Origin of the sequence: Actimicrobium antarcticum (assembly GCF_039536745.1) — a bacterium.
GTDB classification, from domain to species: Bacteria; Pseudomonadota; Gammaproteobacteria; order Burkholderiales; family Burkholderiaceae_D; genus Actimicrobium; species Actimicrobium antarcticum.
Genome location: NZ_BAAAZE010000005.1, coordinates 385009 through 407650 on the forward strand (window position 1 = coordinate 385009; position 22642 = coordinate 407650).

The window sequence follows — 22642 nt, forward strand, 5'->3', positions numbered from 1 at the left end:
GGAACCAGCGAGATGGTCGTGCTCGCTTTGCGCGAGAAAACTTCCTCGTCGTGATCGACATCGAGTTCAAAACCAACGTCAAAACCAACATCAAAACCAACATCAAAACCAACATCAAAACCAACGTCAAAATCAAAACCTACAAAGCTTTTACAAGCCATCGCTCTCGCGCAAAGCGAGCCTGGCCTTGATCAAATAACCAAGGCTGGGTTTGGTTTTGACCTTGAATTCCGCATAAAAGGCCGCTGCCAAATACCGTGTCCGGGCAGGGGATAAGAGGGCCGCACTGTCTGAGCGTAGCGAGTTTGCGGCCCTCCCCCTGACCGGGCACGGTATTTGGGAACCCGCAGGGCAGCGGTCTAGCGGTCGCCTTTTTCTTGGTTACTGCTTTTTGGCGAAGCAAAAAGAAGTGACCGGCTGCCGGGCCGCACCCGGCTTGCCTCCACGGATCGCAACCCGTTTTAGCTACCGCAGCCCGCAGTCCGCAGCCCGCAGACAGCAGTCCGCGCGTCGTGGTGACTGGCAAAGCAACCTGACGCATGTTGGGCTTCGCAGCCCAACCTACGATTCTGGTGTTCGCACAGGACGGAGTTCGTAACCGGTGCGCACGTTGGGCGACGTACCCAACTGCGAATTCAGCGCACGAATGCTTCAACGTAGTAGTGCGATAACCCTTAAAATCTGGCCTTCAATTATTTTTATGCCACCACATCCGGCCCGCCCCATGAACTTTGCTCCCCGTTACACACGCACCGCCATTTTGCTGCACTGGCTCATCGCCCTGCTGATCATCGCCGGCTTCTGGCTTGGCCTGGTGATGACCGATATCCCCGGTTTGACAATGACGAAGCTGAAGTACTACTCGTGGCACAAGTGGATCGGCGTGACCGTCTTCATGCTGGCCATCGTACGGGTGGCGTGGCGCGCAACGCATACACCGCCGCCGACGCAGGCTCTGATGCCGGCCTGGCAGGAAAAAGCAGCGCACATCACGCACTGGTTACTGTACTTCCTGATTTTTGCGGTGCCGATCTCCGGCTACTTTTACAGCCTCGCCGCCGGCGTACCGGTGGTGTACTTCGGCGTGATTCCGCTGCCGGTGCTGATCGAAAAAAACGAGGCACTCAAGGAGGTGCTGGTGCTGGTGCATCTGACGTGCAATTACACGATGGCCGGGCTGGTTGGCCTGCATGCGCTGGCGGCCCTCAAGCATCAGTTTTTTGATCGCGATGGCACACTCGCGCGGATGCTGCCGTTTCTTAAATAATGTGCGATAGACTTCAACCAACCAGCGTCATCAACTTTCCGGGAATTTCCATGCGCGCAATTGAATCATCCGCAATCTTTCTTGCACTCGCCATGCTGTCGGCCTCGGCCATGGCCCAGGTCGATCTGGTCAAAAGCACCGTCTCGGCAACCGCCAAACAGATCGGTGTACCGATCGAAGGCAAGTTCAAGAAGATCAGCGCCACCATCAATTTCAACCCGGCGCAACTGGCCCAGTCCAGTGCCAGGGTCGATATCGATGTCGCCAGTTATGACATGGGTTCGCCCGAGTACAACAAGGAAGTCGTCGGCAAGGATTGGTTCAATGCCGCCCAGTTCCCGAAAGCCAGCTTTGTATCGGGCGCAATTACGACTGCCGGCACCGGCAAGTACAACGTCGCTGGCAAGCTGACCCTGAAGGGCAAGACCACCGATGTCGTGATTCCGTTCACGCTGAAAACCGAAGGCGCGGCGCAGGTGTTCGATGGCGTGCTGCCGATCAAGCGCACCGTCTTCAATATCGGCGACGGCGAATGGAAAGACACCTCGGTGGTCGCCGATGACGTGGTGATCAAGTTCCACATCGTGGCCGCATCTGCCAAATAATTGTTTTCTCGCTATGATGCGATTCCACCCATCAAAGGATGTTTCATGAAAATTTTTGCCCTCGCCGCCGTTTTGTCGCTGGTCGCCGCGTCCACCTTTGCCGCACCAGCCAACTACAATCTCGACCCGTCACATACCTACCCAAGTTTTGAAGCAGACCATTTCGGCGGACTGTCTAAATGGCGCGGCAAGATTTCAAAATCCAGCGGCAAGGTGATGCTGGATCGCGAAGCAAAAACCGGTACGCTCGAGGTCACGATGGACATGGACACCATCGATTTCGGCATGAAAAAAATGAACCAGCACGCCACCTCCGCCGAGATGTTCAACACCGAGAAATTTCCGACCGCGACCTACGTCGGCAAGTTCACCAGGTTTGATGGCGACAAGCCTACCGAAGTCGAGGGCCAGTTGACGCTGCACGGCGTGACCAAGCCCGTCAAGCTCACCATCAACGAATTCAAATGCATCATGCACCCGATGCTCAAGCGTGAAGTGTGCGGCGCCGACGCCTCGGCCTCGTTCAATCGCGCTGACTTCGGGGTCGACTACGGTGCCGCGATGGGCTTCAAACAGGACGTCAAGCTGGCGATCCAGGTTGAAGCGGTCAAAACGGAGTAGGTTGCCGGCAAGCCGGATCAGCTGTAGCGATCCGGCCTGACAGCATCGCCACCATGAGTGAACTGAGATACCTGAACGGGTATGCGGAAGAGATTTGTCTGCAGGTGCAGCACCTGATCAGCAACGACAAACTCGCCCCGCATCTGCAAAAAAAATACGCCGGTCCGCACGATATCCGTACCGACAAGGCGCTCTACCAGTATGTGCTGGACCTGAAAAACACCAGCCTGCGCAATGCTGATCCGATCGACAAGGTCGCCTTCGACAGCAAGATCCAGGTACTCAAACATGCGTTGGGTACCCATACGACGATTTCGCGCGTGCAAGGCGGCAAGCTCAAGGCCAAACGCGAGATTCGCGTCGCGACGCTGTTCAAGGAAGTGCCGATCGAATTTCTGCGGATGATTACCGTGCATGAACTGGCGCATGTCAAAGAGCGCGAGCATGACAAGGCTTTTTACAAGCTGTGCTGCCACATGGAGCCGAATTATCACCAGTACGAATTTGATTTGCGGCTGTACATGACCTATATGGATACTTCAGGTAATCGTCTCTGGTAAGTCTTCGGTAGTATTTTGATAATTCGTCACGATGCGCCGGCGTGGCTATTTAATGACTGTACTATTGAAGTGCCGTAAAGCTTGGCTTCACAATTTGTGGTTGAAATGACTGCACAACCAGTCGTTATGGCCATTCTTATCGTGCTACTGGAGATTGTCATGACTACCAGCACCCCCGGTTTTGAATTTAAACTTCCCGTCGAAGGTATCGACGTTACCTATCTGGTGAGCCCGGATATCGCCGATGATGGCAGCTTGCGCAAACTGACGATCTGGAATCATGCGTCCGCTGCGGACAGCATCGCCGATATCGCAATCAGCCCGGAAATATTCAAGCAGTTTGCGATGCCCAATGTCGAGACGGTGTGCCGGATTGCGATTGCACAGGCCGCCATCGAGGGTGCGTTCTCTCAGGTGGGCGCCGCCAATCTGATGCTGGATTTTGCGATCGAGCCCTGGGAGGGGGAGCTGGCACCCGTTTAAGGCGAGGGGCGGCAAACCCGCCCTTGATTATTGAACTTCAACCGGGCCGATTGCCGCCTGGCTGCGCGACACATGAGGTGGTTTGACCGACACGCTTATCCCTGGCGGACATGCTGCCTACTCACTGCGCAACCGTTGCGCGGCCAATTCCACACCATCCATGTTCAGCGTTTCTGCTGGCGGCATTTCCTGCAAACCAAACGAGACTTTCAACCCCGCTGTCGGCGTGTCCGGCACGATCGGGGCGAGCTCGCTCACCACTGCAGCAACAGTCGGTTTTTGCACCATCAGCGACCAGCCACCAACGCTGGCACACAGCATCAATCCGGCCACCACCACGCCGCGCGTACGGGCGCTGATGCTGCGACGCGTCGGTGCCAGCGGCGGTGCATCGGCGAGCAGGGCTTCAGCGCGGATGCGCCAGTCTTCCAGCCCGGTGCTTTCCTCGGACAGACGCGCCAGCAACGCGCGGGCGACCTGTTCCGATTCGAGATGATGGCGGGTGGCTGCCTGCTGCGCGACCCGGGCGTGTTTTTCTGCCGTAACCGCGCAGCGTTCTGCATCCAGAATCGCGTGTTGGGCGACATTGGTTTGCTGGCGTGCTGCAGACAGTTCCTGTGCGAATGCTGCGGCCTGCCGTGCCAATGCGGAATCGGCCTCCGCTTGCTGTTGCGTTAGCTCTTCGCGACGGATCTGCTCTTGCACAGCTTGCCGGGCTCGTTGACTGGCGAGTTCTTTTTGTTTGTCTTGCAGCGTCATTATGGCGAGCTGCTGTTCGGCGGCACTGGCCTGACGGAGTTCGCGTTCGACCTGCGCATGCAGGCGTGCCAGTTCCGCTTGTTCCAGCAAGATGGTGGCGCGGGTTTCGGCCTCGCTGCAGGCTTTTTGTTCGGCGTCGATCTGTTCTTGCGCTGCGTCGAGTGCCGCACGGGCAGCTGCGTGGCGGGATGACTCGAGTTGCTGCTTTTTTTGCAGGATGGCGTTGGCGTTCTGCTCCATGTCGGCCCGTTCGGACTCGATGCGGGCCAGTTCGGCAGCGGCGTCGGCCTGACTCCGGGCGCTGGCAGCGGCGGCAGACGTCAGTTCCAGAAAACGTTGTTGCGCATCGCGCGCTGCTTCGGCGGCGCTGCGTTCCTGTTGGCGCGCTTGCTGGTTGGCAGCGGCCAACTTGCCTTGTTCTTCTGCTGCCTGCAGGCACGCCTCGGTATCCGCGCAGGCAGCTTGCTCCGCTTCCCATTTTTGTCGGGACACGTCGAGCAAACGCTGGCTGGAGAGCTGGCGCTGGCTGGCGGCTTCCTGCTTGCGACGAATCAGAACCAGTGCCTGCTGTTCGGTCTCGGCACGCTGGCGTTCAATGGTTGTCAATGCAACGGCGTCACGCGCTTTTTGCAGCGCATATCGGGCGGTCAGGCGCTGCAGTTCGGTGCTGGTCGCCAGCTGTGCGGTGGCATGGCGGGTGGCGTTGGCTTCGGCATCCTTGGCTTGACGCAATTGACATTCTGCGTCGCTCTGTTCGCGCAGCAGCTCGGTATGTTGCTGTTCTGCTTGCAAGCGCATGCGTGCTGCGTTTTCTGCCTGCCGGGCCGCGATCATTTTCTGGCGGGTGACCTGCACCGTGTCGGCATTGACCTGCGCGCACGCGCGTTCAGACTCCAGTTTTTCTTGCACCAATGTCAGTGCCTGTTGTTCGATCTCCGTGCGCTCCTGCTGGAGCCGTGCCAGTTCCACGGCGTCACGCGCAGTAGCCAGCGCAGCCTCGGCAGCCTGGTTGCGCGAGTTCGCCTCGGCCATTGTTTGGGCCAGCGTTACCTGGCCGGCACGCAGTTCGGTTTCCTGCAGCTGTCGTGCGGTCATGCTTGCCTGTTGCAGCGCGCGCAGCATCTCTGTCTGCTGTTGCTCTGTCATGGCCAGCGCGTCCGCTTCGCACTGGGCGGCTTGCGCTGCTTCGCGCTTTATTTGCATGGCGCTGATGGCCTGGGACTCGGCCGATAGCCGGGCGTGCTCTGCCTGCGCGAGTTCGACTTCTTCCTGCGCTTTCAGGGCGGCGACGCGCGCTGCTTCGTGCTGTAGTCGGGCCTGTTCGGCTGCGGCGGCCAGTCGCTTTTCTTCGGCGTCATTCTGACGTGCCGCCATCGCGGTTGCAGCTTGTTCGGTCTCTGCCAGGCTGATCGCCAGCGCTGCGCCGCGCTGTTCTTCCGCGCCACGCGCGGCGGCTGCCTGCGTCGCCTGCTGGTCTGCGGCGGCGCGCTGGCGCGCTTCGTCGCTGGCCCGGGTTTCTTGCAGCAGACGGGTACGTGCCTCGGCGTCGGCCTGATGTTCGGCTTCGATGCGTTCGACTGCGGCGCTCTGGAGTGCGCGTTCGACTTCCAGGCGGCTTTCGGTCGCGGCATGGATCTGTTCTTCGGCATCGCGGCGGGCCCGGACCGAGACCAGCGCCATGTCTTCGGAATGCGCGCGGCGCACTGCGACGTCGTGCAGTTCCAGTTCGGCTTGCAGGCGCAACTGCAGCGACGCCAGCGCACGCTGTTCGGATTCGGCACGGGCCAGCGCGGCAGCATGCTGTTCCTGTTCGATCACCGTGCGCACGCGGGCTTCTTCGCGCGCCTGCACTTCCAGTGGTGCGCGACGCAGCATGGCGGCCAATTCGTCGGCTTCGGCCTGTTCGCGCTGGGTGGCCAGTTCGAGCACTTCGCTGCGCGCTGCCACCAGCATTTCGGAGGTCATGCGGGCGCTGTGCTCGCGCCGTTCCAGGTCGCGTGCGAGTTCGGTGATCCGGACATCGGCGCGGACCCGGCTCTCGGCTTCCAGTTGGGCGCTGTGCAGTGCGATCTGGCGTTCGGAGGACAGGTTACGCGTCTGGTCTGCGGTTTCGGCGAGTTTTTCGGCAGCGACGCGGGCCTGATTGGCGAGTTCGGTATCGGCGGCCAATTGCTCGACGGCGCGTTCGCGTGCTTCGCGCTCGGCACGGGTACGCGCTTCAGCGGCAATCGCGGCCTGGCTGTCGGCGTCGGCACGGGCGCGCAATGCACTGGCTTCGAGCAGGGCGGCGGCGGTGCTGGCGTCGCTGGCGAGGCGGGCGTCCCGTTCGGCCGCCAACAGGCTGTGACCGGCGGCGATGGCCAGTTCTGCGGAGCGGGCGCTGGCCTGGGCTTCGGCGCTGGCGGCGGCGTCGATACGGGCGCGGTCTTCGGCCATGGCGCGGGCGCGCAGTTCGGTACGAGCACGATTTTCGGCTGCCATGGTTGCGCTGGCTTCGGCTTCGATGCGATTGATCGCCTCGCGGATCGATTTCAGGTCGATGGCGGTGTTGCCGTTCATGGGGTCGGCCGAGCTCATCATGCTGTCTTGACGCCGATCGTCCCCGGAATAACCCGATTGCAAGGAAAGATCTTTTTGTGTCGACTGATTTGATTCCATGAATGACTCCCCGAGCTACCACGTTGGATTACCTGTACCCCGATTATTGCTGTTCGGGAGCGCTGGCAAGGGCCGGAGAAGAGGGTGTAAAGCCGGTCAGTTCGGGATACTGCGATCCTGCTCATGACAGTGCACGCGTGCAGTGCGGCCCGATGATGGCCGGATCGACGGGCTACTGGCATGATGCGCATACAGGCACCGCAACAGAGGTCACGATGACACGGCAAGAAAGTTCGAAACACGGGCTGGCCCGCCCCGGCATCGCCGCCGCACTCGGCGCGGCATTGCTGTTTGGCGCCGCGACGCCGGCCGCCAAATGGCTGCTCGGCAGCGTCGGCCCGTGGATGCTGGCGGGCCTGCTTTATCTCGGTTCCGGCCTCGGCCTGATGTTGTGGCGCCAGTTGGTGCGCGCGCCACGGGTGCACCTGCCGGCGGCCGAGCGGCGCTGGTTTGCCGGTGCCATTCTGGCCGGTGGCGTGATCGGCCCGGCCCTGCTGATGCTGGGGCTGACGCGCCTGCCGGGAGCGACGGTGTCGCTGATGCTCAATGCCGAAGCGGTATTCACCGCGCTGCTGGCCTGGTGCGTCTTCCGTGAAAACGTCGACCGCCGCATCGCCTTCGGCATGGTCGCCATCCTCGCCGGGGCGTTGCTGCTGAGCTGGTCCGGCACGACCGGCTTGCCCGACCTGTGGCCGGCGCTGGCGGTGCTGGGCGCGTGTCTGGCCTGGGGTATCGACAACAACCTGACGCGCAAGGTCTCGCTGACCGATGCGACCTGGATTGCCGGGGTGAAGGGACTGGTGGCCGGTCCGGTCAATCTCTGCATTGCCTTCGGGCTGGGTGCGTCGTTACCGGCGGTGTCGGTCTCGGCGGCGGCGATGCTGCTGGGGTTGCTGGCGTATGGCGTCAGCCTGAGCTGGTTCGTGGTGGCGCTGCGGCATCTGGGCAGTGCGCGTACGGGTGCGTATTTTTCGGTGGCACCGTTTTTTGGCGCGTTACTGGCGGTGCTGGGCGGCGAGGCAGTCACGCCGGTCTTGCTGGTTGCCAGTGTGCTGATGGCGATTGGCGTGGTGCTGCATCTGACCGAACGCCATGCTCATGCCCATCGACACGACGTGATGGCGCATGCGCATCGTCATACGCATGATGTGCATCATCAGCATGGGCATGCGCAGGGGGAGGTGGTCGGCGCGGATGGCAGTCATAGCCATCCGCATCGGCATGAGGAGCTACTGCATACCCATGCGCATTTTCCGGATGCGCATCATCGGCACGGGCATGAGTGAGGAGGGGGCGTGTCAGGGGATCGGTGCGCGGGCGGCAAGTTGTTCGACTGTTGAGCGGGCTGGTCGGATCGGGTTTTTTGCCATGTCCACTGCAAACTGCAATTCCCGCAATTGCGCCTCGGAGTGAACGAAGTGCCGACCCCGGTCACGCCGGCCCCGACTGATGATATTGGCTAGCGCAACATCGGTGTCGTCATCGGGTCTTGCCAGCGCCTCGCGGTAGGCAATCAGGGTGGCATTGCGGCCGATGCCAGCGTAGCTGATGGCCATCGGGTCGGGTTGGGTGTCGGGAAAGATCGGTGTTTGTTCCGGTTCTTTTGCCTGCAGTGCCATGGCCAATTCATGCTGTGTTTGTTTGTGGAAATCCATCAATGCGCTGGCACGCCGGATCTCTTTTCCTTTGAGTACGCTATTGGTGAATTGCAAACCAACTTGCGTGATCAGCATAGTTTTTATTTTGTTGGTTTTAAGGTCACGAGCGGTGAGCTGGTAGCAACAGTGGTCGCTGGGTTCAGCAGGACTTATTTTTCTTAGTTCGTGAATAAGGAAGCGGTCCGCCAGCATAAAATTTCCCGGACTGTCAGGCTTCCAGCCATTCAGTAGTTGATCGAGGATGCTGCGTTCTTTGGCGGGCTCCATGGCCGGATCGTTTGTATGGGCATGCGCTTTACGCGAAACAAATTGAAATAGACCATTGCCGGATTCGAGGCCTTGTATCAGGAATCTTTCACTAAATTCAAATTTCTGCGGTGATTGACCTGCAATAGCAATTCTTTTGAGTGGCTGTTCTTGTTTGTCGGCAGCTGACCGTGCCGGTTGGGGAGCAAATTCAATTTGATTGGCATGCATGTACTTTATGGGCTTATCACCTTCGCTGTCCGTCGTGTCTACATGAACAGCAGTGTTTTCCGGGCAATCGACGCCACTAACATTTTCACCGACGTTATCAAGAAACGTCTGTTTTGGAAGTCGTAACCCCCGTAATGTGTTCCATAAGTTAGCGCACCGTACAAGTAGCAAATTCCTGCCAGGGGAGTTTGGTTGGGAAGCAGTTTGGTCGTTTGACGCACGATGCGACCGGGGCGAAGTGGATGCGAGTCTGAACATAATAGTTTTCCGAGAAGAGTGTTGGGTAATTCGTTCCAATGTCGGTCCCGAGACGATCCTTCGTCGTGTACGGATTTGGGCAGATGGCGATTGTAGTGATCCTGCGATAGCCAAAGAACAGGCCAGTGCCTGAACTTGTCAATCACATCCTCGGGACGCAACGAGCGGCCCGAACCTTGTTGCAGGGCGTGGTCAATGTCATGTGCCAGTGCCGATCCATTTGCTGCGGCCATGCGCCGATGACCAGACACGACATGGCGAATGTATGAGCAGGATTGATCTGAACGAACCGGGATCGATTGCCGTGATCGCGGTCGCACTCCGGGTACGTTGCCTTGGCTATAGACATGTCGATTCCGGAACTTCCTCACCGCATTGGTCAGGAAATTATCGAAACTGTTCGTGAGTGCGCGTTTGTTCGTATCGGTTCCAAATTATTTTTTTACGTGTTGCAGGGGTCGCGGATTGGGCTTTTAGCAGGCCTTGCAATGACTCTTTATCAAATTATTTATGTGCTGTCCGAGCACGACATTGCTCGACGATTCCGATGCTTCTGCCAGATTGTCATGTTGCCCCGAGGCTGCCATTCGGTACTGCCCGCATAAGCACATGCCCTTTAAATGGTTGGTGATGTCACTGCATGTCTTTACACTCTGGCCCTCGCGAATACGTTCGCCATCGACTTCAAGGAAATTCATGCGCGCACCCTCCGTAAAAAAACTGGCTAGCCTGGCAGCAGCATTGCTGTTGTCCGGCCTGGCAATCCAGGCCAGTGCTGCAGACCTGCTGGCGACCGTGCAGGCACGCGGCACGTTGAAAGTAGCCGTCGAAGGCACTTATCCTCCGTTCAATTTCAAGGACACCAAAACCCGCGAACTGAGCGGTTTTGAAATTGATGTGGCGCGCCTGCTGGCGGCAAAGATGGGTCTCAAGCCCGAGTTTGTCAGCGTCGAATGGAGCGGCATTCTGGCCGGTCTGTCCGCCGGCAAGTACGACGTGATCCTGAATCAGGTCGGCATCACGCCGCAGCGTCAGGCCAGTTTCGATTTTTCCGAGCCGTACACCCGGTCGAGTGCGCAGCTGATCGTGCGCAAGGACGAGAAGCGGACCTTTGCCAGTCTCGATGACCTCAAGGGCAAGAAGCTCGGCGTCGGTCAGGGCACCAATTATGAAGAGCGCGCCAAGGCAGTCGCCGGGGTGGAGGTCAAGAGTTATCCGGGCGCTCCCGAGTATTTGCAGGACCTGGCCGCTGGCCGGGTTGATGCAGCGCTGAACGATAGTCTGATGGTGTCGTACCTGTTGAAGGCGTCGCCATTGCCGATCAAGGCCGGTGCGCCTATCGGCGAGGTCGCGCAGATGGGTATTCCGTTCGTCAAGGGCAATCCGCAATTCAAGGCCGCGCTGAACACGGCGCTGGCGGCGATCATTGCCGATGGCAGCTTTGCCAGGGCGTCGGTGCGATGGTTTGGCATCGATGTCAGCAAGGCACCGATCGCGAAGTAATTTGTTGTTGAAGCAGGTTGCAAGGCTCCCCGCACATCGCTGCGGGGATTTTTTTTATGGGCGACTGGCGTGGCCGGAGACATTATGAACCTGATCGAACTTCTGACCCTGGCTGCACCGGTCATGCTCAAGGGCGCGCTGTACACGGTGCTGTTTGCCGTGGCTTCGATGGTGGGTGGGCTGGTACTTGGCACGTTGCTGGCGGTCGCACGCCTGCTGCCGTGGCGCGTGCTGCAATGGCCTGCCGCGACGTATGTCAGCCTGATTCGCGGGACGCCGCTGCTGGTGCAGGTGTTCCTGATTTATTACGGATTGCCGGGTATCGGTGTCGAGTTTTCTCCGGTCAGTGCCGGCATTCTGGCATTGAGCCTCAATGCCGGCGCGTATCTGTCCGAGAGTCTGCGCGGAGCGATCCAGGGAGTCAGCAACGGCCAGTGGTCAGCCAGTTACAGCCTGGGCCTGACCTGGCAGCAGGCTCTGCGCTACGTGATTGCGCCGCAGGCATTGCGCATCGCGGTACCCTCGATGAGCAATACGCTGATCAGCCTGATCAAGGACACCTCGCTGGTGTCGGTGATCACGGTGACCGAGCTGATGCTGGCCACCAAGGAAGTCATCGCCACGACGTTTCGGCCGTTGCCGTTGTATGTTGCGGCAGCGCTGTTGTACTGGTGCTTGAGCCTGTGTTTTGAAGTGCTTCAGCGGCGCATCGAGAAGCGCTTGCAGCGGGCGCATGTCCAATAGCGCGAGCAGAGGCTCAAGTGTAAGCAGTTTTTTTAAAGCGGGATTGCCGAGCGGAACTAGGTATAGTGCAGTCACAGTCACATCAACCGGGAGCAACCAATGAAAAAAATACTTTGCGCCGCAGCCGCCATGCTGGCGATCAGTTCGGCGATGTACTTGCCGACACAGGCAATTGCTCAGGTCAGCGTCAATATCTTCCTCGGTGAAGCACCGCCGCCAGTGCGCTACGAACGGGTTCCTGCGCCACGTAATGGTTATCTGTGGGCGCCGGGCTACTGGAACTGGAATGGCAACCAGCATGTCTGGTCCAACGGTCACTGGGAACGCAATCGCGTCGACTACTTTTATTCGCAGCCGCAATGGCGCCAGGAAAATGATGGCTGGCGACTTGACCGCGGCGGATGGAAGCAGGACAAGAAGCGCTACAAGGAAGAGTACAAGCGCGAACACAAGAAAGACAAACACGATCACCACGATGACGACCGGGGTGATCGGGATGACAGGGACGGTCATGGTGACCGTGGTCACTGCCCACCGGGTCAAGCCAAGAAAGGCAACTGCTGACGTTGTTTCTTGCGGAAGGACGTCGCAATTTCGGCGACGTCTTGGCGACTTTCACCGTACCATTTCTCGCGTTATGTTCGGCAACGAACAGTTCTTCAGATTTCCGGCGAGCATAATATTTCCACAGCCACACGATCTGGCGTTCGCGAAATCAGACCCTGGCTCACGTGATTAAAACAGGTCGGGTTCACCATGTGGGTACCTTGACCTGAGTGCACGCAACCACCTGTCATTCACACCGATGCGAGTGGCAGATTCAATCGACAACAATTTAATTTTTCACAACTTACCAAAGAGGACTTCACCATGACATCCATTAAAAAAACGATCGCTGTTTCCTGCGCTGCTGCCATCCTGTTCTCGCTGGGTGGTTGTGCCGGTATGTCCAACCGTGACAAGAACACGGCAGCTGGCGCCGGCATCGGTGGCGTTGCTGGCGCGGTGCTGACCGGCGGTAGCGCAATCGGTACCGTTGGCGGCGCAGCAGTCGGCGGCGTGATCGGTAATCAAGTCGGCAAGTAAGTAAAAACTAACGGCCGGGGTCCGGTTTATTCCGGCTCCGGACCGCGATGATCAAAGCGCTTCAGCACGTCGAGTTTGACGATCTGGAGCGCTTTGTCATTGGTGCTCTCAAGGACGACCAGTGGCGCCATGCCAGCCTGGAACGCTTCTTTCCAGCGCAGCGCACAGAGACACCATTGATCGCCCGGCTTAAGTCCTGGAAAACGCCACTGCGGTTGCGGCGTCGAGAGGTCATTGCCACGCTCGCTGCTGAACGCCAGGAATTCGGCGGTCATGACCGCGCAGATGACATGGGTGCCGCTATCTTCATCATTGGTCTTGCAGCAGCCGTCACGGAAGTAACCGGTCAACGGGTTGAATGAACACGCTACCAGCGGTTCGCCAAGGACGTTGCGGGCAGGTGGTAAGACAGGAGTGGGCATGGTGTTTTTCCGGGTTGGACAATGTGCGTAAGGTCCACAGACTAACAGGTATGGCGATGCCGATTTGCGTCGGTCAGCTTTGCCCGATTCCTGTGCCGGACCAGGCCAGAGCTGGCACGTCGGCTGGATGATTCCTGATGGTCTGGCAAGCAGTGCATAATCGCCAGCTGCTTACCACTTTCATCGGAGTTGTCGATCATGTTCCACCGCGTTCTCCCCGTATTTCTGGTGCTGGGTGCCAGCCTCGGTATGAGTGTCGACCACGATGCCGCCGCCGCAGACGCCTTCAATCCACGCTGGAATCTCACCGACCTGTATCCGGCAGTGGGTGACTGGCAGGCCGATGTCGCGAAGGCCGACGCGCAGATCGCCGCGTTCGCCGGTTGTCGTGGCCACCTTGGCGACAACGTCCGCCGCTTTCGTCAGTGCCTCGATTTGCGTGCCGACCTGAACAAGCGGTATGACCGCCTCGCGCTGTATGCCGGAGAAACGCATGCCGAAGATACAGGTGCCACGACCGGTCTCGAACTGGTACAAAAAGCCGAGGTGCTGGGTTCCCGACTGGAAGAGGGCACGTCATTTTTCCGGGCCGAAATCCTGGCGATAGGCGCAAAAAAAATCGGTACTTTCCTGGCCGCCGACAAGACATTGAAGCAGTACCGGCAACCACTCGACAATTTGCTGCGCGCTGCACCCCATACACTCGATGCCAAAGGCGAAGCGCTGATCGCCAATTTCGGGCTGACCGGCAATACTGCGCAGTCGGTGTATTCGATCCTGTCGAACGCGGACATGCCGTGGCCGAAAGTGACGCTGTCGGATGGCAAGGAAGTCACGCTTGACCAGTCCGGTTACACGCGCTATCGCGCCGTCGGCAATCGCGACGATCGCAAGAAAGTATTCGATGCATTCTGGGGGAAATGGCACGAGTTCGAGCGCACTTTTGGCGTGACATTCTACGAGCAGCTGAAGAAGGATTCGGTCGATGCCAAGGTACGCAACTATCCCGATTCCATCACCAGAGCGCTCGATGCCAACAAGATTCCGGTAGCGGTCTACAACACGCTGATCGAACAGACCAATGCCAACCTGCCGACGCTGCATCGCTACTTCAGGCTGCGCGCGAAGATGTTGGGTCTGACCGAGATGCGCTACTACGATATCTATCCGCCGCTGATCAGCGGCGAGGCGACGTACCCGATCGAACAGGGCATTACGCTGATGCAGGATGCCGTCAAGCCGCTAGGCGCAGCCTACGGCGCGGCATTGGCGAAAGGCGTTGCCAGCCGCTGGATGGATGTCTATCCGCGACCGCGCAAACTGTCTGGCGCGCACATGGCCGGGGACGCCTATGACGTGCATCCGTTCATCCTGCTGAACTACAACAATGACTATGAAGCGGTGTCGACGCTGGCCCACGAATGGGGTCACGGCATGCACACCTGGCTGGCCAATGCGGCGCAGCCGTATGCCACGGCCGGCTATCCGATCTTCACCGCCGAGATTGCCTCGACCACCAATGAAAGCCTGTTGCTGGCGCACATGCTGGCAATCTCCAGAAGCGATGACGAGCGTCTGCTGTACCTCGGTTCTGCGCTGGAAGGTTTGCGCGGCACGTTCTTCCGGCAAGCAATGTTTGCCGAGTTCGAGCGTGACGTGCATGCCCGCGTCGACAAGGGTGAAGCGCTGACCGGCGAAGGCCTGACCAGAATTTATGGCGATATCCTGCGGCGCTACCATGGCGACAAGGAAGGCATCGTCCGCATCGACGAGGTGTATGCCACCGAATGGGCTTACATCCCGCATTTTTATAATGCGTTCTATGTGTTCCAGTACGCTACCTCGATTGCCGCAGGATCGCTGTTTGCCGATGCGATTCTCAAAGGCGAGCCGGGAGCGCGCGAGAGGTATCTCGATGTGCTCAAGGCCGGCAGTTCGGCGTATCCGTACGAACTGGTGAAAGCGGCCGGTGTCGACCTCGCCACGCCGGCACCGTATCAGGCGGTGGTGCTACGGATGAATCGCATCATGGATGAAATCGAAGCGATTCAGGCGCGCCGCGCCCGCTGATCCCTGTCGAGCAGGATGCAACCATGAAAAAAGCCGGTGCAGCGTATTGCTGTCCCGGCTTTTTTCATACCCCGCACAGTGCTTACAGCCGCGTCGGCAATTCAATCTTCACGGTCGTACCGCCAGCCGGATTGGTAAACACGCTGGCGCTGCCACCCAGAAACGAGGCCCGTTCGCTCAGGCCGCGTATGCCGTAAGTGGTCTGGTTATCCAGCCGTTCCGGCGGAATACCGATGCCATCGTCGCGCACCACCAGTGCTGCCTGATCTTCATCGACATCCAGAATCACCTCGACCCGGCTGGCTCTCGCATGCTTGGCGACGTTATTGAGCGCCTCCTGCAACATCCGGTACAGCGTGATTTCCAGCTTGTGCGGCAGTTGCACCTCCTCGTCCGGAAGGCTGGTCTTGCAGGTGATGCCGGTGCGCTGCTCGAACTCGTCCATCTGTTCGATGATGCCGGCTTTCAGGCCGAACAGGTCCAGCATGATGGGCCGCAAGCCGATCTGGATGCGCCGTGTGGTGGCCACCAGTGCCGCCACCAGCGTTTTGACGCGCGACGCCTTGTCGGTCCAGGCCGTTTCGTTCGGCAGCACTTTGTAGATGCTGTCGAGATGCATGTTCAGCGACGTGAGCGACGCGCCCATGTCATCGTGCAGCTCGCGGGCGATGGTGCGTTTTTCTTCCTCGCGGACGGTTTCCAGATGGTCGGCCAGCTTGCGCAGTGCGGTGGTGCGCAGGCTGACGGTCGCTTCAAGTTCGGCTTCGCGCTGCTTGAGCTGTTGCTCCATTTCCTTGCGCGTGGTGATATCGGTACTGATGCCGACCAGCCCGCGCAACTGTCCCAGGCTGTCGAACCAGGGCGTTTTGGTCGACGTGTAGGTGCGTACGCCACCGGGCAGGTGCAGGGTTTGTTCGATGGTTTCCGAGACACCGGTCTGCATGATGCGCTGGTCTTCGATGTCGATCTGGTCGGCTTCGGCGGTGTCCGGTATCAGCTCGCGGCTGCTGTGAGCCAGCGTTTCCTCACGGCTCTTGCCGATCCAGCGCAGCGTGGCCGGATTCGCAAAAATCATCTTGCCAGCGCGATCCTTGACGAAAATCGGATCGTCGGTGTTGTCGCTGACGGCAATGAGCAAGGAGCTCGCTTCGGCAAGTTCGCGGGCACTTTGCAGACGCGCCCGGTATTCGTTGTTGACGGTGGCGGCAGTGCGCCAGAAAATCATCAGGATGACGCCGCAACTGAGCAAGGTGAGGGTCGGCGCAACCATGGTCGGTTCGTAGAACCCGAGCAGTGCGCCGCGGTTGACCAGCCAGTGCAATATCACCAGCACCAGCAGCGTTAGCGGCAACGAGCGGCGCAGCATCTGTCCGCCCGGCACGTTGTCAGTGATGATGGCCATCATGCTGCGGCTAGGTTGCGACAACAGCACCCCGGCACCAATTGCAAGTGACACCACCGCCGGCAGGAACGGCACAGCAAGCGGATTGCCCAGCTTCGCCATTGCGCCAACCTGGTACGCCAGCCCGGCCAGCGGTACCAGATTCAGCGAGATCAGGCTCAGTGCCAGGAACTCGGCCGGTGCGTGCCGGTTACGGGTACGAAATTCTTGCAGCATCAGCGCGCATCCGCCTAACGCCGTCGAAAACGCGACCACAGGATGCGTCATGCTCGTATCCGATCCCGTAATGGCGAAGGATAGTTGCCCAAGCACTGCGTTGATGGCTTCGCCGAACAGCGACAGGCCCTGCGCGATCAAGGCCACGCCCAGCAGCGCCATGAGCGTCGCCGGTATCTGCGCCAGCAGCCCGCGCAGCCACGACCGCTTCAGTGGCAGGCACTGCAATGTCAGGCTCAGGCCGCCCAGCAGCATACCCAGTGCGACTATCGAGTTCATCAGGCGCAGCGTGGGTACGACGATGCTCGCCAGCGCGCCTGCACCCACCAGCATTACAGCCAGTCCGATGCCCAGCGCGATCCTGCGACAGCGCAATGCCAGCGCCGACTGACTGCCGGATTGCAGCTGCGTCAGTTCCTGATTCAGCAGTTGTTCCAGCCCGCTCAGGCTATTGGTTTGTAATGTCACTGAAGTCCTTCGAAGCAGAGGCTTCATCGTGCGTTGGATATCTCCGGATGTCCCTGTCGGGAATCAACGGTACGTGGTGAGGCGTTTGTTCAAGGGTTGGTCAACGGGTCGGGGGAGCGCGCCGGACAACGTCATGGTGCGCGCTCGGCGGCGTTGATGCTGGTCGCAAGCTGCCGGCTCAAGCTCGCTAGCGCACGGTCGTGTGCCGCCGCCAGGTCCTCGTAACCGGCACCTTGCACCGGTTCGCGCCACGCCATGCTGCCCGCTTGCAGTGACTTGCCATCACGCCGGATTCGCCAGCGGGCTTCCAGTTCAACCGCCTCGCCCAGTGTCGAATCGAAGCGCAGTATGTCTATCGCCACGCTGTACCGGGCCGGCGCGGTGGTGCCATCGAGGGTGCTGCTGACCTGCACATCCTGCCACTGCCGTTTCAGGTTACTGCCGATGACGCGCGGGATCGCGCTGCGCAAGGATTCTGCCCAGCGCCGCGCTTCCATCAGACGTACCTCGTTGGGGCCGGACCTTAGCACCAGTTGTGGCCGGTCGACCATTTCCGGCAAGTTCACCGGACCGAGCCGGATGCTCAGGGCGCTGTTGCCGGGCGCAGGCGGGCTGCCATGAGCAACCGCGTCGAGCGTATAAAAGTGTTCGGCGGGCGGGCTGGCACAGGCGCACAGCAGTGCGGTAGCAGTCAGCACGATGACGCGCACAGAGGTTTTCATGGGGCTTCCTTTTTCCCGCGCAGCAGCGACTCGGGATGGCGTTCCAGATAATCGGTCAGCGAGCGCAACGCCTGTGCCGCGCGGCTGATGTCGCGCAGGGTGGTGCGCAGATCTTGCTGCAGCGGTGCATCGCTGGCCAGCATCTGATCGGCGCTGGCGATGGTCTTGCGGACCTGCTCGAGTGTCGAACGTGCTTCGGGCGCCAGTTCGGTATCGAGCCGTCGTACCAGTGCATCGGTACTTTTCAGGGTGGTGTCGAGCGACTTCACTGCGGTCCTGACATCGGCGGCGATCTGCTCCATCGGTACCTTGTCGAGGCGGCGCGCAATCCGGCTGAGGATCGATTGCAGTTCTTCCAGCGTTCCAGGCACGGTGGGCAGCGTGATCGGTTCATTGCGCCAGTCGATTTTTGTTTTGGGCGCATCCGGGAAAAAATCCAGTGCCACGAATAACTGGCCGGTCAGCAGGTTGCCGGTTTTCAGTTGCGCGTGCAATCCATGCTTGATCAAAGCGTCGATGACCCGCGTAATATCCTCGGGCGCCGTACTGCTTGCGCCTTTTCGGTTACGCGATTGCAGGCGCTGCGGATAGAGATTGATCTCGACCGGAAAGCGGAACAGGCCGGTCGCCTTGTCATAGTCGAAGCTGATGGCAGTGACTTCGCCCACCGGTATCCCCCGAAAATCCACCGGTGCGCCCGGTGCCAGGCCGCGTACCGATTCGTCGAAATACAGCAGCGCCTTGCGCACCACGGTATCGGCATGCTTGAGTGCACTGTCGCGATTGCCATACAGCGTGAAGCGCGCATTGACGGCGGCTTCTGCAGTTGCCGCAACATCCTCCGGTGCGCCGAAGCTGACCCCGCCGGATAAAATCGACGCCAGCGACTCGGTGGCCAGCTTCACGCCATTGGCGTCCAGGCTGAGCTCGACGCCACTGGCTTGCCAGAACCGCGTGTTGGTCGTGACAAACTTGTCGTAGGGCGCATTCACGAAGACCTGCATGGTCACGCCAGCACCATCCTTGTCGAGTTCATAGGCGGCGATCTGTCCCACCTGGATATGCCGGAAAAAAATTGGCGCGCCGATGTCGAGCGAGCCGATCTGTTCGGCGTGCAGCACGAACTGTCGTCCCGCCAGCCCGGTCAGCACGAACGGCGGCACATCGAGTCCGGTGAATTCTTCCCGGCTGGTTTCCGACTTGCCGACATCGACGCCGATATACGAACCCGACAGCAAGGTACCCAGTCCCGAGATTCCACCGGCGCCGACGCGTGGCCGGACTATCCAGAAACGGGTATCGTCCAGCAGAAAACTGTCGGCGTTTTTCACCAGCTGGGCAGCGACGATGACTTCCTTGCGGTCGGGTGACAGCGTGATCCGGCCGACCGTGCCGATATCGACATCCTTGTACTTGATCTTGGTCTTGCCGGCTTCCAGTCCTTCGGCGCTCTTGAAATTGATCGTGATGCTCGGCCCGCGTTCCAGCAACGCCTGTACCAGTATCGTGCCACCAACCAGCGCGGCAACCAGCGGCACCAGCCAGATCAGCCAGGGTGACCAGTGCCAGCGCGGTGCCTGCACGGCCAGGGGTACCGCGGCCTTGTCGATGTCGTTGTCGTTGACGGGTTCAGTCATGCTTGGTCTCTGTCTCAGTGTTTGTTGTGTGTTCTGTGTCGATGTTGTCCCAGATCAGGCGCGGGTCGAAACTGCCTGCGGCCAGGATCGTCAAAACCACCACCGCACCGAACGCCGCCGCACCGGGGCCGGCCTCGATGCGCGCTAACGTCTGCATTTGCACTAACGCCGCCAGCAGCGCCACCACATAAATATCCAGCATCGACCAGCGTCCGATAGCCTCGACCAGCCGGTACAGCCAGGTCCGTTGCAGTGGTTGCCAGGTCGAGCGCAATTGCACCGATAAGGTCAGTAACGTTAGTGCGAGCAACTTGAACAACGGGATCACCACGCTCGCCAGAAACACCAGCATGGCCAGCATGCGGGAGCCCGAAACCCAAAGAAACACGACACCGCTCATGATGGTATCGGCCTGAACCGAAAAGAACGAGCGCGTTTCCATGATCGGCAGCAAGTTCGCGGGAATGTACAGGATATAAGCGGCAAGCAGGAAAGCCCAGGTGCGGGCAACGCTGAAACGGATCCGTGCATGCAATGGCGCCGCGCAGCGCGGGCAGTCGCCATCCTTGCGATGACGGGCCGGCCGGCACAGCAAACCGCAGGCGTGGCAGGACAGCAATCCTTGCGATGCAGCGGTCATGACCGTGCCGGATCGCGGATCAGCCATACGGTCGCAAGCCCAGCCACAGATCACGCGGATTAAAAAAATGCGCGGCGGCCGATAACGTGAACATCAGCGCCCCGAACGACCACAACGCGACGCCCGGAATGACCGTGGCAGAGGTTGCCAGTTTGACCACCGAGACCAGCAAGCCCAGCATGAACACCTCGACCATACCCCACGGACGGATCATCTGCACAAAACGGAAAGTCGCTGCCACACCCGGCACGTTCGCTCCCAGCTTGAGCGGCACCAGAATGTAGAGCATCGCCGCCATTTCCAGCGCAGGCACCAGAATCGTCGTGGCCAGCACCAGCAACGCGACCGAGATCAGCTCTTGCGACGCCAGCGCCGTGACCGCGCCAAACAGCGTGGTCGACCGGCTGCTGCCTTGCAGCTCCAGGCGCAGCAACGGAAACACATTGGCCAGCAAGAAAAACAGCACGCTGGCCAGCGTGAAGGCCAGCGTGTAATCGAGTCCGTGCAGGGTTTGCCGATACAGCTGTGCGCCGCATCGACTGCACAGGGCGATGGCATGGGGCGCAAGCGCAATCTCGTGCTGCAACTGATCGCATTCCGGACAGGCGATCAGAGTCTGCGCAGCCATGGTGCAAGCGTCGGATCGGGGGAATGGCGGGGATGGCGGGTCGGGAGGGAGCATGGGCAAGCCGCGGAGCAAGATTGCCAAATTATACTGAGGCACTGAAGTACGTCAATGCTCGCAAGCAGGGAGTCAGCGGGTGCTGCGTTTTATCTTGGTGCCGTCCGAGTTGGTATCGTCATGGCCATTTTCCTGTTCATGACTGGTGCTGCCCCGGCCAATCGACAGCACGCCGGCAGCCTCCGATGCGACCGGCGCGTTGAACTGGTCTCCGCGTCCCAGATTATGGATGCCCAGTGTTTTCAGTTTGTAGTACAGCACATGCGGCTCCACGCCCAGTTCCTTGGCCGCACGCGACACATTGCGCTTGCAGCGTTCCAGCGTTGCCACCAGCAAGGTGCGCTCGAACTGCTGCAGCATTTCCTTGAGCGAGCCATCGCGATGTTTCGCCATCTCGCTACCGATCACCGGAAAGCCCAGTGCATAGCGCTGCGCGGCGGCGCGCAGCTCGCGAATGTTGCCTTCCCAGCCATGCGCCAGGATTTGCGCCTCGATGCGCGGATTGACATCGGCGCCCGGTGGCATGTTGAACTGGCGCGCGGCATGGTCCACATAACGCCAGAACAGGTCCAGTGCGCGCTCGGGTTGCGAGCGCAGCACCGGCAATGCCAGCTCCACCACACTCAGCCGGTAATACAGGTCATTGCGGAATTTGCCTTCTTCCACCAGTTTTGCCAGCGGCACCTTGGTCGACACGATCACCCGAAAACTCAGTTGCCGGAATACCGTCGAACCAACGCGTTCAATGCCCCGATCCTGCAACACACGCAGCAACTTCGCCTGCAAGGTCAGCGACATGCTGTCGATTTCATCAAGGTAGAGCGTGCCGCCATTGGCCGATTCGATGCGCCCGGCCCGGCTCTTGGTGGCGCCGGTGTAGGCACCGGCATCCACGCCAAACAGTTCGGCTTCGGCCAGCGTCTCGGGAATGGCCGGGCAGTTGACCGCGATGAACGGGCCACGCGAGCCGGAATGATCATGGATGTAGTGCGCCATCCAATCCTTGCCGGTACCGGTTTCGCCGACCAGCACGATATCGACATCGGTACCGGCAATGCGACGAGCAGTGGCATAGACGGCGTGATTGACATCGGCGATCACGGGCGTGGCGTGCGACGACTGGTTGGCAAGGGCAGCCGGTGTGGCATGGACCGGTGACGGGCGCGGTGCAGTGGCAACCGGCTGGTAGTCTGCCATGCCCATGAGCTGCTCGTCCGGCTCCGACAGCGACGCAGAATTGAGTAACTGCTGCAGCACTTCTTGCAGTCTGGCATCGCTGGACGGAATGCTGATCGCCCGGCATACGCTGGCGGTCGCGACACAGGTTGCATAGTCGCTGCCATCGACCAGCCGCACCAGATTGGTCTGGGTCGGGGCGCCGATACGACCGCACTGGGCGATAATTTTTTCAAACTCGGCATCGTCCTGACAGATCAATATCCGTACATCGGGTCGCAGCGTGATTTCATGGGACACCTCGGCAACCGGAATTCTTCGCAGCTGCACCGACATTTCTCCTGCATTGCGCAGCAAACGATCCAGTAGCGACGGGGAAGCGATGCACAGCAACAGTGAGTTGTTGAAAAGCGCCATGAATTACTCTTTCGAATGCGGTGCCGGGTTAGGGTGTCAGTGCTGGTCGGCGCTTGGTTAGAGAACGTCGGCGTCGACTTGCGCAGGGGACGGGCAGCTCACGCTGCCCGA

Annotated in this window: 21 protein-coding genes; 12 read left to right on the top strand and 9 right to left on the bottom strand. The window is 59.8% G+C overall.

All coding sequences use genetic code 11. From position 1 onward, the window contains the following. Nucleotides 1-724: 724 nt before the first annotated feature. The 5 genes from ABD720_RS04520 (at nucleotide 725) to ABD720_RS04540 (ending at nucleotide 3536) form a co-directional block, all read left to right on the top strand. The gene (locus ABD720_RS04520) at nucleotides 725-1267 is read left to right on the top strand and encodes a cytochrome b (protein ID WP_344762041.1); all 543 of its coding nucleotides are present in this window, start codon (nucleotides 725-727) and stop codon (nucleotides 1265-1267) included. A gap of 50 nt (nucleotides 1268-1317) precedes the next feature. Continuing rightward, entirely contained in the window at nucleotides 1318-1872 is a 555-nt protein-coding gene (locus ABD720_RS04525) for a YceI family protein (RefSeq protein WP_344762042.1), read from the top strand. Between the two features lie 45 nt (nucleotides 1873-1917). Beyond that, nucleotides 1918-2493 (top strand): YceI family protein, encoded by a 576-nt coding sequence (locus tag ABD720_RS04530; protein ID WP_344762043.1) that lies wholly within the window; start codon nucleotides 1918-1920, stop codon nucleotides 2491-2493. A gap of 53 nt (nucleotides 2494-2546) precedes the next feature. Further along, complete coding sequence (locus ABD720_RS04535) at nucleotides 2547-3053, top strand: YgjP-like metallopeptidase domain-containing protein (RefSeq protein WP_344762044.1); 507 nt, start codon at nucleotides 2547-2549, stop codon at nucleotides 3051-3053. Between the two features lie 159 nt (nucleotides 3054-3212). Further along, complete coding sequence (locus tag ABD720_RS04540) at nucleotides 3213-3536, top strand: hypothetical protein (protein ID WP_344762045.1); 324 nt, start codon at nucleotides 3213-3215, stop codon at nucleotides 3534-3536. A 117-nt stretch (nucleotides 3537-3653) separates the two neighbouring features. Here the strand turns inward: ABD720_RS04540 and ABD720_RS04545 are convergent, their stop codons facing one another. Then, the gene (locus ABD720_RS04545; protein ID WP_344762046.1) at nucleotides 3654-6953 is read right to left on the bottom strand and encodes a hypothetical protein; all 3300 of its coding nucleotides are present in this window, start codon (nucleotides 6951-6953) and stop codon (nucleotides 3654-3656) included. 215 nt (nucleotides 6954-7168) lie between these two features. On the opposite strand from ABD720_RS04545, the gene ABD720_RS04550 reads away from it, so the two are divergent. Next, nucleotides 7169-8239, top strand: a complete 1071-nt coding sequence (locus ABD720_RS04550) for a DMT family transporter (RefSeq protein ID WP_344762047.1) — start codon at nucleotides 7169-7171, stop codon at nucleotides 8237-8239. A 12-nt stretch (nucleotides 8240-8251) separates the two neighbouring features. On the opposite strand, the gene ABD720_RS04555 is transcribed toward ABD720_RS04550, so the two are convergent. Continuing rightward, a complete protein-coding gene (locus tag ABD720_RS04555) occupies nucleotides 8252-9088 on the bottom strand; it encodes a hypothetical protein (protein WP_344762048.1) in 837 nt (278 codons plus the stop codon). A gap of 593 nt (nucleotides 9089-9681) precedes the next feature. Between ABD720_RS04555 and ABD720_RS04560 the strand changes: the two genes are divergently transcribed. From ABD720_RS04560 to ABD720_RS04580, 5 genes are all read left to right on the top strand, one after another. Continuing rightward, the gene (locus tag ABD720_RS04560) at nucleotides 9682-9951 is read left to right on the top strand and encodes a hypothetical protein (RefSeq protein ID WP_344762049.1); all 270 of its coding nucleotides are present in this window, start codon (nucleotides 9682-9684) and stop codon (nucleotides 9949-9951) included. 91 nt (nucleotides 9952-10042) lie between these two features. Then, the gene (locus ABD720_RS04565; RefSeq protein ID WP_344762050.1) at nucleotides 10043-10849 is read left to right on the top strand and encodes a transporter substrate-binding domain-containing protein; all 807 of its coding nucleotides are present in this window, start codon (nucleotides 10043-10045) and stop codon (nucleotides 10847-10849) included. Nucleotides 10850-10933: 84 nt separating this feature from the next. After that, nucleotides 10934-11593, top strand: a complete 660-nt coding sequence (locus ABD720_RS04570; protein ID WP_344762051.1) for an amino acid ABC transporter permease — start codon at nucleotides 10934-10936, stop codon at nucleotides 11591-11593. A 99-nt stretch (nucleotides 11594-11692) separates the two neighbouring features. Continuing rightward, entirely contained in the window at nucleotides 11693-12157 is a 465-nt protein-coding gene (locus ABD720_RS04575; protein WP_344762052.1) for a YXWGXW repeat-containing protein, read from the top strand. Between the two features lie 306 nt (nucleotides 12158-12463). Beyond that, a complete protein-coding gene (locus ABD720_RS04580) occupies nucleotides 12464-12679 on the top strand; it encodes a glycine zipper 2TM domain-containing protein (protein WP_344762053.1) in 216 nt (71 codons plus the stop codon). Nucleotides 12680-12705: 26 nt separating this feature from the next. Here ABD720_RS04580 and ABD720_RS04585 read toward each other — a convergent pair whose 3' ends face one another. Further along, nucleotides 12706-13101, bottom strand: coding sequence for a DUF2237 family protein (locus ABD720_RS04585; protein WP_344762054.1), 396 nt, complete (start codon nucleotides 13099-13101; stop codon nucleotides 12706-12708). A 198-nt stretch (nucleotides 13102-13299) separates the two neighbouring features. Between ABD720_RS04585 and pepF the strand changes: the two genes are divergently transcribed. Next, on the top strand, nucleotides 13300-15171 hold the full coding sequence (pepF, locus tag ABD720_RS04590; RefSeq protein WP_344762055.1) for an oligoendopeptidase F: 1872 nt from the start codon (nucleotides 13300-13302) through the stop codon (nucleotides 15169-15171). Nucleotides 15172-15253: 82 nt separating this feature from the next. Here pepF and ABD720_RS04595 read toward each other — a convergent pair whose 3' ends face one another. The 6 genes from ABD720_RS04595 to ABD720_RS04620 form a co-directional block, all read right to left on the bottom strand. Beyond that, on the bottom strand, nucleotides 15254-17257 hold the full coding sequence (locus ABD720_RS04595) for a PAS domain-containing protein (protein ID WP_344762056.1): 2004 nt from the start codon (nucleotides 17255-17257) through the stop codon (nucleotides 15254-15256). Nucleotides 17258-17388: 131 nt separating this feature from the next. Continuing rightward, nucleotides 17389-17979 carry a PqiC family protein gene (locus ABD720_RS04600; protein ID WP_344762057.1) on the bottom strand — a complete coding sequence of 197 codons (591 nt, stop codon included), beginning with the start codon at nucleotides 17977-17979 and terminating at the stop codon, nucleotides 17389-17391. Continuing rightward, nucleotides 17976-19616, bottom strand: a complete 1641-nt coding sequence (locus ABD720_RS04605) for a PqiB family protein (RefSeq protein ID WP_344762058.1) — start codon at nucleotides 19614-19616, stop codon at nucleotides 17976-17978. The genes ABD720_RS04600 and ABD720_RS04605 overlap by 4 nt, the downstream gene beginning before the upstream one ends. Continuing rightward, nucleotides 19609-20283, bottom strand: coding sequence for a paraquat-inducible protein A (locus ABD720_RS04610; RefSeq protein WP_344762059.1), 675 nt, complete (start codon nucleotides 20281-20283; stop codon nucleotides 19609-19611). The genes ABD720_RS04605 and ABD720_RS04610 overlap by 8 nt, the downstream gene beginning before the upstream one ends. After that, nucleotides 20276-20884 carry a paraquat-inducible protein A gene (locus tag ABD720_RS04615; protein ID WP_344762060.1) on the bottom strand — a complete coding sequence of 203 codons (609 nt, stop codon included), beginning with the start codon at nucleotides 20882-20884 and terminating at the stop codon, nucleotides 20276-20278. The genes ABD720_RS04610 and ABD720_RS04615 overlap by 8 nt, the downstream gene beginning before the upstream one ends. A 126-nt stretch (nucleotides 20885-21010) precedes the next feature. Next, nucleotides 21011-22531 (bottom strand): sigma 54-interacting transcriptional regulator, encoded by a 1521-nt coding sequence (locus ABD720_RS04620; RefSeq protein ID WP_344762061.1) that lies wholly within the window; start codon nucleotides 22529-22531, stop codon nucleotides 21011-21013. Nucleotides 22532-22642: the final 111 nt, after the last annotated feature.